General features: G+C 46.3%; 10 protein-coding genes. All 10 read right to left on the minus strand.

Features of this window, described 5'->3' with window-relative positions:
• Positions 1-543: 543 nt before the first annotated feature.
• The 10 genes from RIG27_RS33645 to RIG27_RS33690 all read right to left on the minus strand — a co-directional run bounded on the left by RIG27_RS33645 (position 544) and on the right by RIG27_RS33690 (position 13,665).
• On the minus strand, positions 544-3,156 hold the full coding sequence (locus RIG27_RS33645) for a CHASE2 domain-containing protein (protein ID WP_446351378.1): 2,613 nt from the start codon (positions 3,154-3,156) through the stop codon (positions 544-546).
• A gap of 423 nt (positions 3,157-3,579) precedes the next feature.
• Positions 3,580-4,437: an AAA family ATPase gene (locus tag RIG27_RS33650; RefSeq protein WP_446351379.1), complete on the minus strand. Its 858-nt coding sequence runs from the start codon at positions 4,435-4,437 to the stop codon at positions 3,580-3,582.
• 434 nt (positions 4,438-4,871) lie between these two features.
• Entirely contained in the window at positions 4,872-6,110 is a 1,239-nt protein-coding gene (gene lpxB / locus RIG27_RS33655) for a lipid-A-disaccharide synthase (RefSeq protein ID WP_446351380.1), read from the minus strand.
• Positions 6,111-6,255: 145 nt separating this feature from the next.
• Positions 6,256-7,083, minus strand: coding sequence for an acyl-ACP--UDP-N-acetylglucosamine O-acyltransferase (gene lpxA, locus RIG27_RS33660; RefSeq protein ID WP_446351381.1), 828 nt, complete (start codon positions 7,081-7,083; stop codon positions 6,256-6,258).
• A gap of 218 nt (positions 7,084-7,301) precedes the next feature.
• A complete protein-coding gene (gene fabZ / locus RIG27_RS33665) occupies positions 7,302-7,814 on the minus strand; it encodes a 3-hydroxyacyl-ACP dehydratase FabZ (protein ID WP_446351382.1) in 513 nt (170 codons plus the stop codon).
• Positions 7,815-7,978: 164 nt separating this feature from the next.
• Complete coding sequence (gene lpxC / locus RIG27_RS33670; RefSeq protein ID WP_446351383.1) at positions 7,979-8,899, minus strand: UDP-3-O-acyl-N-acetylglucosamine deacetylase; 921 nt, start codon at positions 8,897-8,899, stop codon at positions 7,979-7,981.
• Between the two features lie 176 nt (positions 8,900-9,075).
• Positions 9,076-11,748, minus strand: coding sequence for a BamA/TamA family outer membrane protein (locus RIG27_RS33675; protein WP_446351384.1), 2,673 nt, complete (start codon positions 11,746-11,748; stop codon positions 9,076-9,078).
• Between the two features lie 429 nt (positions 11,749-12,177).
• Positions 12,178-12,912 carry a phosphoribosylaminoimidazolesuccinocarboxamide synthase gene (gene purC / locus RIG27_RS33680; RefSeq protein ID WP_446351385.1) on the minus strand — a complete coding sequence of 245 codons (735 nt, stop codon included), beginning with the start codon at positions 12,910-12,912 and terminating at the stop codon, positions 12,178-12,180.
• A gap of 96 nt (positions 12,913-13,008) precedes the next feature.
• Positions 13,009-13,269: a hypothetical protein gene (locus tag RIG27_RS33685; protein ID WP_446351386.1), complete on the minus strand. Its 261-nt coding sequence runs from the start codon at positions 13,267-13,269 to the stop codon at positions 13,009-13,011.
• 168 nt (positions 13,270-13,437) lie between these two features.
• Positions 13,438-13,665: a hypothetical protein gene (locus tag RIG27_RS33690; RefSeq protein WP_446351387.1), complete on the minus strand. Its 228-nt coding sequence runs from the start codon at positions 13,663-13,665 to the stop codon at positions 13,438-13,440.
• Positions 13,666-13,855: the final 190 nt, after the last annotated feature.

Below are 13,855 nucleotides of genomic sequence, written 5' to 3' on the forward strand. Positions count from 1 at the left end.
CGGGAAATGTCAGTAGTGAGACGGTTAAGCGTTACATTGAAAATCAGAAGACCAGATAGTTTGGTCATCTCCGTACCTCCGATGACCCGCCTTATATCCCACACCTAAAAGGATGTGGGTTTTACGGCGTTTCTATAAAGCAGGGGGTTTTCAAAGTCCGGGGGCGTGGTTAGGAAACCATTGGCAAAAAATGTTGCTAATTTAACGATTAATAGATTCAATGCCACTAATTTTAATAAGAAAGAAAACTCAAAAAAAGACAAGCTAAACCTGGGAATGACGAATCGGCAAAAAATTCAGCTTTTTTGCAGCTATAAATTAAGCAAAGAGTTGGACTTAAAAATATTTTTGAATAGAGAGAATTGAAACTCGCTAAAAAACGGTTTTGATCAGCAAAGATTTTGCTTTTATTGTGGTATAATTTTTGAAAATGAAAACCCCCTGGGGGGGAACGAGGGGGGTGGGATAAGGGGTTAGGGGATGAGGGTGAAATGCCTCCCAGCCCCTACAACCAAACTCCTACGGTTCTTGCTTCATCCGGGTTCACTCTTCCGTCACCACCTGGGTAATAAATCTCTCCACCAATGGAACTTGAAACCGATAACAATCTCCCGTTTTTTCCAAAATTTCTTTGCGGATGAGGCGGCGCACGGTGGATTTATTTTGGGGATGGGGAGTTTCTTCAGTGATTAGGGATTCCAGGAAGTCTTGTTCAGGTTCACTTAAACTTGTCCATAATTCTCGAAAGTACATCCCCCCTGTTTCTATGGCGATAGGAATACAGGTTTGCACATCATCGGGGGTAGCCAGTCGCCGTTTCTCCCGATTTAGGTGATCCACGATAACTGTACAGAGGAGTTGCACCAGATAAGGTTGACAGCGCGTGGCTTGGATAATCTGGCTCACAGTAAGGGGTTCATAGATTTTAGGAAACTCTGCGATCGGTTCTACAATTAATTCCTCGGCTTCGGGTTGTTGCAGGTAGGAAACGCGCAGGGAACGGGTATTAATTAAATAATCACTCCAATAGGGTTCGAGTTCGTCTAGAGTGTGGGAACCACTGAATAGAAGTATCCATTGGCAGCGATGTTGTAAAACGTGGCGCAGGAAATTGAGGGGAATGCGGCTATTGGTTGTGGCGATAACTTCGCTGAGGCGTTCAAATTCATCCAGACAGAGGAGAAAACGTTTACCGGGGGCGATGCGTTCTAGTTTTTCTAGCCAGGTTTGTAGGGTGAGAAAGGGTTCCTGGTTCAGTTGTTGGGGATTGGGATAGGGGAGGTCAAAATTGCGGGATTTTTTGGCAGCTTTGACGATTTCTTCGGCGAGGTAGTTGGCTAATCCGTTTAAGGTGGTGGCGGTGGCTGCGCCTTGTAAATCGATGAGTAACGGGATTAATTCTGAACCCACTTTGCGGGGGAGATATTTTAAAGTAGAAGTTTTGCCCGTGCGTCGTCCACCGTGGAGTAATAAGATAGGAGGTTGAGCGGAAAGTGCCAGGGTTTCAATTTCTCGGAAGATGTCTTGGCGTCCTTTAAATCGGGTTTTGGCATCATCGGGATTCAGGGAAGCGCCTGCGATGTAAACTTGGGGAATTTCCGCAGAACGTTTAGCTTGTTCTTCTAGAGTTTGCTGGGCGGTTTGCAAGATTTTAAGCCATTGTTGAGCAATTTTTTCTAGCCGAGTGACTTGTTGAGCATCTGTATTGAATGTAAAACTATTTTGTAGACGATTTAGTTGAGAGATAGAACGACCGAGAAATTCATATTGACGATAATATGAGGTTGCTTCTTGAACTGATTGGACACTTTGACTGACTTCTAAAAACTGGGGAACGATACATCCAAAGACTTTTGGAAGCGGTGAATGAATCCAGGCTAATTGATTAGCAATTGCGGCAATATCTCCAGGAGTTCGACACTGTTTCAGAACATCTGCAACTCTGGAGACAGTGATAAATTCAGGTAGTCGCAGAAAAACACCGACCATTTGCATTCCAATTAAGACTAAAGCCGCAGGTACAACTGGAATCCATCCGGCAAAGCTGGAAAGAATAAAAAAGCAGATACCAAATAGTATACCGAGTAAAGGGATTGCACTGAAGCCTAAAAATAGAGGATGACGTATTTTCCAGTTCAAACTTGCCCCTATCAGCGCCCAAGCAAGAATCCAAATTATCTCTACCCATGCGGGAAAAAACCAAATCAGGGGACGTTTATCAAGTACAGCGCTGAGAATCTGACTCACCCCATGCGCCTGAATCTCTAATCCTCGCATTTTTTCGTAAGGGGTAAAAAAACTATCTTTGATGCTGGTAGCAGTAACGCCAATTAATACAACCCGATCATTGACCCATTGGGGATTAATGTCACCTTGAAGAAACTCGGTTAATGTCACGGATTGAGCGATGGGTTGAACGGCACGGTAATTAAGGATAATTTGTTGACCTCTGGAATCATACCGTTGATAACCTCCAGCACGGGGTTTTAAATCAGCAAAAATAATGTCTCCAAGTTGTAAGTCATCGTTTTGGGCGGTAAAGCTTGGTAATATATTCTCGACAGCTAAATAGCGAAAGGCGAGTTGAAGGCTGAGGGCGTAGGGGGTGGGACAGGGTGAGGTTGAAGGGACATTTTGATATAATAACTGGCGGCGTAGTATATCAGTTTTTGTATCCACTAATACATTGCTAAAGCCGAGATTTTGCCAGGGAATATCAGGGAAAGACGCGGTTCCTTGATCGCTTTCACTGCTAACTTTACAGATATGAATGACCCGATTAGTTTGGCGCAGATAGGTGGGTAAATTGACAGATAAAGCTATCGTGCGATCGCGATAATGAATTGGGGTATCTCGTGGGGTATCTCGATAGAGATCTAAACCAATTACTCGCGGTTGCATCGATTCCAGTTTCTGCAATAATTTGACTAGCATTTCATCGGATAAAGGATGGCCGTAGTTCTTGATATCAGCTTCGGTTATTTTCACTAGCAACAAACGTTTATCTGGTTGCTCTTTTGGTCGCGATCGCATCATTTGGTCATAGGCGCTGAGTTCCCATGGTTGTAGTCCTCCCAGGGATCTGATGAGTAGTAGAATTAGTGCGATCGCGAAACTTATAATTAGGCTTCCTGGAAGAGTCGAGTATGAACGCATGAGATAAAATTCAAGTTAAATATTGTCAATTTAAAAGGCGTGGTAATAACTTAAATGACATGTTGCAAACTTGTATAGCCGGGAAATAAATTTCCGGCTCAAAGCTAAAGTAAGCTAAAGCTTACTGGGTAATACCCAATCCGGCTTAGCCATCTCCCTTATAACCCAGTCCGTGTAGGCGGACGAAAGGCAAGTGTAACAGCGATTTTAATCACCGTAGCAAAAGGGGATAACTTAGTGCCTACTATAAACAATTTCAACACAACTGGACAAAATATAAAAATATGAACCCGTTTTAACGGGTTTTAGCTTTTAGCCCGTAGACGCGGAGCGGCTTCTCTTCGAGTACTTTAGTTCAGGGCTTTTATTTTAGTTCAGGGCTTTTATCTTTAATTCAGGACTTTTATCTTCAATTTAGGGCTTTTATCCCCCAACCGCATTTTTAACGCGCTGTAATAACTCCTCAAACGGCACCACCTTCAATACAACCAAAATCGCCACAATTAAAATAAACATTCCCGCAATCAAATTACTGGTATCATCCAACTTATCCCCCACAAATCGCGCCATCCGCCCCAATTTCCTCGGCAACCACACCAACAAACGCACCGGACGCTTGAACCGTCGTATTGTCACCCCAGACTGAGGCACCCGTTGGGCTTCCAATTCAAACTTTTGCCTCGCCCATTCATCAGGACGACTGTGTTGTTGCGCCTCCCATAACCCCAATCCTGCCAATTGTAATAATAAAGGATGTCGTCCACCCCAAGCCAATCCTAGTTTTTGCCGTTCATTGCGATCCATCAACGACCGCAAATTATCATAAAAATCATCGGTAAACTGATCCGGTTTCGCTAACAGTTCCTCAAATTTATCCAAACACAACACAGGCAAAACATTCTCCGCTTGCCAAGCTTCAATTGCCGCTGAAAAACCCTGTCTATCTAGTGTCCCTGCTTTTAACGGTGTCGCTAACGCCGGATTCCCTTGTACCACTGGACGATTGAGTAAGGTTTGGGCAATTGCCTGATAAAAACTGGTTTCTTTTCGACATTGTGCGGCTTGCAATGATAAGTAAACGACTACATAATTACCTGGATTTTTACCAGCACCCTGCACTCGTTGTTCGTAGGTCTGAAAAAAGTGATAGAGTAACGATGATTTACCAATCCGACGTTCTCCCACTACATTAATACTCGTGGGTTGAGTATTAACCAGACGCGAGGTAATAAAATCCAATTCTTCTCGCCGCCCGACAAAGAATTGGGGGTCAGTAATCATTGACCCCGCACAAAACGGGCAAGATTGCTGGGATAAGTTCATAGGTGATTTTAGATTAGGATATCTAAATTCCTCAACGGGAACAGGAAACGGGGAATACCTAATTTATACCAAATCGGGGTCGATTACCCCCTTGATAGACCCCCCTCCCGTCCCCCTTAAAAAGGGGGAAGCCAGAGGATGCTTCGCTTTTGTTGCACGGAAGGGGGAGAATTCAAAGCCTCTCTCCTTGCAGGAGAGAGGTTTGGAGAGAGGTTTTCCAGATAAGGTGAACCCGCCCCTACACAGACGGCATATTTCCTCAAAGGATTAGAATTGTAGGGACGCAGGTTGTGCGCCCATTTTAACAGTTGTAGGTTGGGTTTCGACTTCGCTCAACCCAAGGAAAACCTTGGTCATGTTGGGTTTCGCCACTAGAAGCGCTAAAGCGCTTACTACGAACCTACGGGGTGAACTAGCTGGAGAATCGCTAACGCCGCGCGATCGCATACACCAACGTCCCCTAATAGTTGACGCATTTGGTGATAATTTTCCAGGGTTTGTTGACGCTTCTGGGGATTAAATAACAGTTCCATTGCTTCCCGAACTAGGTTGTCTGGCGTCGCATTTTCTTGGAGTAATTCGGGAACAATGGGACGCATCACCACTAAATTTGGGGGTGACATGAAGGGAATGGAAAAGTTGAAGAAAGTACGGGCAATCCAGTAGGTTAATGGACTGACGCGATAAAATACAACCTGGGGAACATTGAGCAGGGCTAATTCCAAATTCACTGTACCGGATTTGGTAATCGCTAAATCAGCAGCCGCCAGTACCTCCTGAGTCTTTTCTGTCACTAACGTCGCCTGAAGTCCATAGTCTTGTATTGCTTTTTCAATTGGTTTTCGATAGGCTTGATGAGATAAGGGAATCCAAAAGATTTGTCCTTTGTTATTCGTCCTTTGTCCTCCAGCTTCCAGACGTTCCACCGGAACGTCTCTACAAGTCGATAACTTCTCCTGAAGCCGTTGGGCGGCGGCAAAGATAATTGGCATCATGTATTTGATTTCTTGATGTCTGGAGGCGGGTAAAAGTGCGATCGCGGTTTGATCGGGTTTAATCCCTAACGCCGCCCGTGCTTGCTCCCGACTGGGGTAAGATGGGATGCGATCGACCAAGGGATGACCCACCCAATGAACCGATGCCCCTTTTTTTTCAAAGTAACGGGCTTCTTCGGGAAATATTGCTAACAATTTATGCGTCATTTCCACAATTGTGGCGGTATTCCGGGGAAACAGTGACCAAACCCATTCTTGGGGGGCGATGTAATATACAACAGGAACCTGGGAAAGCTGACGCTGAATAAATGTGCCAATACCGAGATTGGGTCCCATATAGTCAATCAGGACTACCAAATCTGGAGGATTATGTTTAAGGTATTGTTTTGCGCGACGCTGAATGGTTAAAGTTGGTAGCACAAAGGGCAGAGATTCTAATAGTCCGACTGAGCCAATATCGGTTGTATTTCCTAATAATGTAGCACCCGCACGCGCCATTTTTTCGCCGCCTAATGCCACAATTGTTAACTCTATTCCTTGTTGCTTGGCTTGCTGTTTTAGGGCATCAATGAGCATTGCCCCTTGCAAATCACCGGAGACTTCACCCGTACTGATAAAAATTGTTTTTTTGGTCATTTGTCATTTGTCATTTGTCATTTGTCATTTGTCATTCGTCATTTGTCACAGGTGTAGGGTGCGTTAGCGCAGCGTAACGCACCATTTCAAAGGATATAGCACTACTACAAACCAGGTTCCCTTGAGCGAAGTGAAGGGTCAACACTTAACACTTCTCCGTGTCTTGACTATGATGAAAACGACGCCCTGGAATCGAACCACGCCGCCCCGGTAATTGCGATCGCTCTAAGAATAGGCGTAGGTATTGTACCTGTTCATGCTCAGATATTAGATGGAGTTGTTCTAAGGCTTGATTGAAGGTGTAATTAGAGCGATAGAGTGTCTGAAATGCCTTTTTTAATTCTCCTAGAGTTTCACCATTAATTCCCATTCGTTTCAACCCCACTAAATTGAGCGATCGCACTCGTGCCGGGTTGCCTTCGACTAAAATATAAGGGGGTACATCTCGATCAATGCGACTCATTCCCCCCACCATCGCTAGACGCCCAATGTGGACAAATTGATGAATGCCTAAAACGCCGCCAATAGTGGCTTTTGTTTCAATATGAACATGACCCGCTAAGGCGACGCCATTGGCGATAATCACGGAGTCTTCTAACACGCAATTGTGAGCCACATGAACATAAGCCATCAACAAATTGCCATCGCCAATTACCGTCGCTTCTCCCGCCCTCGTTGCTCGGTTAATCGTCACATATTCCCGAATCCGATTATCATCACCAATCCTTACCCAACTTGGTGCCCCATCATATTTTAAATCTTGTGGTTCTAAGCCAATTGCAGCCCCAGGAAAGATTTGGTTTCTCTCCCCAATTTCAGTCGGTCCTTCGAGAACTACGTGCGCCCCGATCTTCGTCTGTGAACCCACTTTTACATTGTCGCCAATGACCGCATAAGCGCCAATTTGAACCGTTGGATGCAGTTGGGCACCAGGGTGGATTACAGCAGTCGGATGAATCAATGTTGTTGCCATAGAGCAATCCTATTTGAGTTGTGAACAGGCTGGTACGTCAAAGGGAGGTTGAACAGGGAACATAGTAAATTTGGGTGAGCCGTAGGATTAAATATAAGGGTAAGCGATCGCAGAAATTTCAGGTATAATAATTTATACCGACGCCTCTATTAATTCAAGTGCGACAGGATAAAGAATCCGGGAGCGCTAACCCGAATTGGGGATAGCGCCAGAGAGGTTTATTCGACTAGAGAAAACATCAATTCCCCTTCTGCAACTCGCTGATCGTCAACGACTGCACGAGCTTGCATCTTTCCAAAACGACGGCGTTTGACCGATATGAGTTCCGTCGTCATGATCAGTTGATCACCCGGTACGACAGGACGACGAAAGCGAACTTTATCAATTCCGGCAAAAACAAATAAGGCGTTATCCATATCAGCCATTTGTTTTAAAACAATGCCACCAACTTGAGCCATTGCTTCTACAATCATCACCCCCGGCATCATCGGTCGTCCCGGAAAATGCCCTTGGAAATAGGGTTCATTAAAGGTGACATTCTTGATACCAACCGCTAGCTTTCCCGGAACATATTCAATAATGCGGTCAACTAAGGCAAAAGGATAGCGATGGGGCAGGATCTTATGAATGTCTTCAACCGTGAAAACTGTTTTAGTGGATGATTCAGACTGATTAGAGTTGGCATTGTCAGTGGAATCATCGTGAGTGTTAACGTCAATCAAGGTAGACATGAGTAAATTAGGATAAAAACGAGTACCAATGAGCAGCGTTCAGTGACCAGGTGAGTGAATCTGTAAACGTATCCAGACGGCAAGCGGATTAAATCCTAGTCATTTCATTTTGCATCCGCTACACAAGGAACTTGGAGCAGCAAGGGTTTAATTGCCAGTGGTGATCAAGTGCCAATGACGGCTGATGATTGACGACTGACATCCCCTGCGCCGATTTGTTGAGCCAGTAATCTCGCCAATTGAATATGCAGAGTGTGACTGGCTTTGTAGGCAAGGACGTGAGCGACAGGAAATTTTCCCAATAAACTCAAATCCCCTACTAAATCTAAAAGTTTATGACGCACTGGCTCATTTGAAAATCGCAAGGGTGGATTCAACCAGCCCTGATCGTCGCAAACTAGGGCATTCTCCAAGCTACCGCCTTTAATTAAACCGCGATCGCGTAATTGGTCAACTTGGTTGGCTAAACCAAAGGTTCGTGCTGGTGCGATCGCGTCAGCAAAATGCTCGTGTCCCGGTGTCCAGCTATGCCATTGATTGCCAATCGCTGGGTTCTCAAAATCAATGCCGTAGGTAAATCGAGTCATCGGTGCTGGTAAGGCGGCGACAAAGGCATCGTCTCGACAAACCCAGATGGGTTCCCCAACAAACATAGGGGAAAACAGGGGAGATAGATGAGACGAGTTTTGGGGATGTTCACTCTCAACAATTCCTACCTCCTGAATGGCTTTGACCCAAGCCAACGCCGAACCATCCAACAGGGGAAGTTCTGATCCGTCAATTTCAATACAAGCATCGTCCACTCCACTCCCGGCGAGGGCGGCGAGGAGGTGTTCGACGGTTCTCACCGTCACCTCGGAGTCGGCAGAAGTCTCACCATTTCCCGCCCTCAACTGAGTCGAAAGCATCGTAGTAGAGACAGCCTCTACTCGCGCTGGAATCACAGGTTTTCCTGGCAAGTCAACTCGGACAAAATAACGTCCCATCCCAGCCACAGCAGGCAAGACGCCAACAGTGGTGGTGATTCCACTGTGCAATCCAATCCCTGATCGTTCAAAAGCAGCACCCAAAGTGTAGTTTGTCATTTGTCATTCGTCATTCGTCATTCGTCATTTGTCATTCGTCATTTGTCATTCGTCATTCGTCATTCGTCATTCGTCAGGGAATAGGGAACAGGGAACAGGGAACAGGGAATAGAAATTTTATCTGCCATCTTCCCCATCTTCCCCATCTTCCCCATCTCCCCCATCTCCCTCAACCGTTAAAAGCGTTCTCCAATACCGAAATGGAGACGGCTGTCTCCTTCATCATTAAACCCATAATCCACTCGAATCGGACCCAGGGGAGATTGGACTCGGATACCAATCCCGACACCAACGCCAGTTCCGGGTTTATCGCGCACCACAGCAGGTTCACCCGGTACATCATCACCGGTGCCGAGATCGCTGGCAAAGTCCACAAATAAAGCACCGCCGACGACTGAGATAATCGGGAAACGGTATTCGGCAGTGGCTTGGATAAAGCTGCGACCTGAACCTACTTCTCCCTCATCGTAACCGCGCACTGAGTTACTACCACCGATAGAAAAGGCTTCGTAGGGGGGTAAGTCTCCGATCGCAGTTCCGGCTTGCACGTTAAAGGCAAGGGCTTCGGCTCCTTCGGTAAAATTGGTAAATTCTACGGGGAGATAGTAACTGTAACTCCCGCGTAGGCGACTAAGAAAGATACTCCCTTGACCAATCGGAATCGTCTGTTCAACGCCGAATCTGAGCAGAGAACCACTCGTGGGTCGTAGGGGATTATTTCGGCGATCGCGTACCGCCCCCAGTTGCAGGGTAAACAAGTCGTCTTCACCGTCGCCACTGAAGCTTAAATCGTTACCCAGTTCATCCTCTGGAGTCAGGTCACCATCAGAGTCCCGAATCGACACATTTTGAAATTCAAATCCGGCTGAGGCTGTCCATTCAGAACGGCTATAGAGGTCACGGGATAATGGACGAGTAAAATTAATTCCACCCCCTGTACGCACCACACGCGGACGGTCACCGTTAGGGAGTTCGACCTCGGGGTCACCGCCATCGAAAATCAAGGAAATCGAGCGGCGTCGGAAGGCATTCACAGTATAGGATGTGCGGAAGGGATCGCCAGCAATCCAAGGATCGGTAAAACGAAGGTCAAACAGTAGGGCGCGTTCTCCCACCTGGAATTCTGCTCCTAGGGTTTGATTATTGCCACCAAGGTTTTGTTGCTGATAGCTAACTGTACCAAATAAGCCACTGGCGGAGCTAACTCCCGCCCCAGCCGCCAGGGAGCCTGTGTTTTTCTCAATCACATCGACTACCACCACAACCCGACGGGGATCAGTTCCCGGGGCAAAGGATAGGCGCACGTCATCAAAGAGTCCGAGACCAAAAACTCGTCGCAAATCCCGTTCAGCAATTTGGCGGTTAAATACATCCCCTTCATCCAATTGCATCTCTCGCGTAATGATAAAGGGGCGAGTGCGTCCGCCAATGGGTTCATCCTCTGCCGTGAGTAAGCGAATTTGCTCACCTTCGTCATTCAGGATTGGTTCTCCCTCTTCATCGAGATAGCGGACGGCAATCTCTTCAATTACACCTTCTGCCACAGTCACGGTGACAATGCCATCATCATTCACATCTGAGGCATCAACAACTTGAGCTAGGTCATATCCTTCTGCTTGATACCATTCGTTTAATCGTTGAATGCCTTGTTGGAGGTCATTCAGGTTGAGAATCTCACCATATTGCTGTTGGAAGATATTATCAACCACCTCCTGAGGTAGAACCCGCGCTTCGGCTTCTGGCGGAACCGTATTCACCGCCACCTGACGCAGTACGGGGTTAGGTTCGACCACAAAGCTAATCCGCACGCCTAAAGGAGTATCTTGGGGTACAACGTCCACACTTCTGAAGAAACCTGTGGCAAAGACGGCATTCACATCTTGCTGTAATTGAGAGCGAGTGGTGGCTAATCCGGGTCGAGTGCTAATGGCTCGAAAAATCTCGTTTTCCAGTTGCTCTTGCGGTCCAGTGTAATCCTGAAAGTCAATGACGACTTCTGATACAAGAACTCGTGGTTCTGGCTGATTGGTGGGCGGCGTTGGTGCGTCAGTTGGGGGAACTTGAACTTGGGCAATTAGGGGAGGCGTTGGTGTTATCGTTGGCGTCGCTATGGTATGAATGGCTAGATGATTTAGGGTTGTGGGGTTAATTGTTGATTGTGTCGAATTGACCTGAATCGGCGGGGAGGTTGATTCTGTCTCATTGGTAGGGTTATCTTTTGCCAATTCGCTGGTTTCTATAGAGGGTTCGTCAATAACTTGAGCGAATCGAGGAGAAGAAATACCCTGGTGATGAACTCCCCCCTGATGTGTCGGTGTGACTGATGGTAATGGTGTTGAACCTACCTCAATTTTATGAATCGTTGGATTGTCCTGAATCGGCTGGGAAATCGATTCTACATCACCTCTAGGACTGTCTGTTGTCGATTCGCTGGTTTCTATAGAGGGTTCGTCAATAACTTGAGCGAACTGAGGAGAAGAAACGTCATGATGATGAATTCCCCCCTGATGTGTTGGTTGAACCGATGTTAATGGCGTTGAATCCACCTCAATTTTATGAATCGCTGGATTGTCCTGAATCGGCTGGGAAATCGATTCTACCTCACCTTTAGGACTGTTTGTTGTCGATTGGCTAGTTTCATTAACGGCTTCACTCAGCCAATGTTGAGCCGTTGTTGCTTCGGGGTAGTCTGGCATCCCCATTTTCTCATGGTCTTTTAACCCATCCCGTTGACTAGGTTCAAAGTCGCGGATAGGTTGGTCAGTTGTTTGCCCATGGCTAGGGGAGTTTGATAAACCGATGCTAGCCGTTACCGCGAGAATTGCCGTTAATAAAGGAGATAAGCGCATGATCCTCAGATTTTTTGACACGTCCACACACCACGTTGATTGCAAAGATTGCGATCAGCTTTTATCCGTTGTTCACTGCTTGTTACTCAGTTGAGCGATTGGCTACTGGACAAGCTTGATTAAGTTGACTTAGGATCTGACCTGGAGTTGCTTTAAACTTAAGATGTCATCATTTAACTGATAAAGGACAAAATACCAGGATTTTCATCACCTCGCTTACTCTGAAGCCATTAATTCCCCCTAGAGCGCCGAGTATTATGAGAAACCGGGTTAAGAGTGAAGATGAAAAGTCTCATATCAAGCTTTCACCCAAAGAAACCCGGTTTCTTGACCGATGTCCTAGCACGGCTTGGCTACCCATACCTATCCGTTAACAAGCACAGAAAAAAGCAGACATCATCAACCTTACAGCTTTCTGTCCTCTGCCTTCTACTTTCTGCTGTCTTGGGCTAGCACTCGCTCTAGAACTTGCTGATAGGCTTGTTCAACCTGTCCGAGATCCCGACGAAAGCGATCTTTGTCCATGACGCGCTGTTGGGGATCAGTTTCCGCTTGATTCCACAGACGACAGGTATCGGGGCTAATTTCATCGGCTAAGAGCAACTGTTGGTTGGCATCAATGCCGAATTCTAGCTTAAAGTCCACTAGGGTAATACCGCAGTCTTGGAAAAAGGCGGTGAGACTCTGGTTAACTTGTAATGCTAGTTGTTCTAGCTGGTTAAGTTGGTCGGATGTTGCCAGTTCTAGGAGTAATAAGCGATCGCGGGTGAGCAAGGGATCTCCTAATTCGTCCTTCTTATAGTAGAATTCCACCAAGGGTTGAGGCAGGATTTTACCCAGGGGTAATCCAGTTTGTTGACACAGACTCCCTGCGGCAATGTTCCTGACCACAACTTCCACTGGCAAGATTGTCACCCGCTTGACGCGCATCTGGTTGGAGGTGGGACAGTCGATGAAGTGGGTACGAATCCCTTGAGATTCCAGAAACTTAAACAAGTGAGCCGCGATCGCGCAATTCATTTCGCCTTTACCGACGATTTGACCTCGCTTTTGGGCATTAAAGGCAGTCGCATCATCTTTGTAGACGCTTAGGAGTATCTCTGGATCTTCCGTCGGATAAAGGATTTTGGCTTTGCCTTCGTATAGTTTTGGCGGTTGAGACATGATCAACGTTAGTTCGATAGAATGGTCGATTAAGCCGTAGGGTTTTGGGGACCAAACCCCCTGTACCTTATACCAAATCCGGGTTAACTACCCCCTTTATGGATGCCGAATGGGGTGTGGGGTGTGGGGAATAGTAGCCATTTTTGAGAAAGAGGGGGGAATTAGCCAGGTTACTAAAGCCGCAGCCAAGGTTACAGTTAGGGTGTAAGTAAGGGGGATAGCGGGTTCAACCCAAGGTTTAGGAACAAGTTGAGAATCATAAATTAGCAACCGAATTGGGTCTTGCTTGTCCTCACCTAGCTTGTCTAAAGAGGCGACAAAGGAACCAACTGTCCAGCCGACAGCGATTACAGCCACGGTATCTTGGAAGTTGCGATCGCGTTCTGCTTTATCTAATTCTACACGAGAGCGAATGGCGTTAATGGTGTCTTCGAGTAGTCTGAGTCCGCTTTCCAGATTCTCGGTGTCTTTGTGGATTTGCAGCAGGTATTTATCGGTGACTAATTCGCTAAATTCGTCTAAAAATCATAAGTCAATTTCTGATTTTTTGGCGATTCGGGCGACTCGTTTTTTATAGTTACTCAGATTAATATCAATGGTGCGAGCTTGAAAGTCAAGCTGGTTTAGGTTAATTGTATAGCGATTTAAAATATCCTGTGTTTGGTCTAATTGTTGGCGAATCCTATCAAGGTTTCGTCTCTGCGATCGCGCCAACCAAATGGATGGATTTTCATCCCGCTTCAATGGCGGCAAAATGATGTTTAATCCGTTGAATCATGATCATGTAGGGGCACCATCCTTGCCATTGGTGTCAACTTAAGGTGAATCCCCACACTGCTAATGTAGTATGATTTTGTAGTATAGGCTCAATTCAAGACTGGCAGTGATTTTCCGACGAAGCAGACTACCAGCCGCGCCCTAGTGCAGCGCGGCAAAAATACAA

The organism is Coleofasciculus sp. F4-SAH-05 (assembly GCF_040222985.1).
Taxonomy (GTDB): domain Bacteria; phylum Cyanobacteriota; class Cyanobacteriia; order Cyanobacteriales; family Coleofasciculaceae; genus Coleofasciculus; species Coleofasciculus chthonoplastes.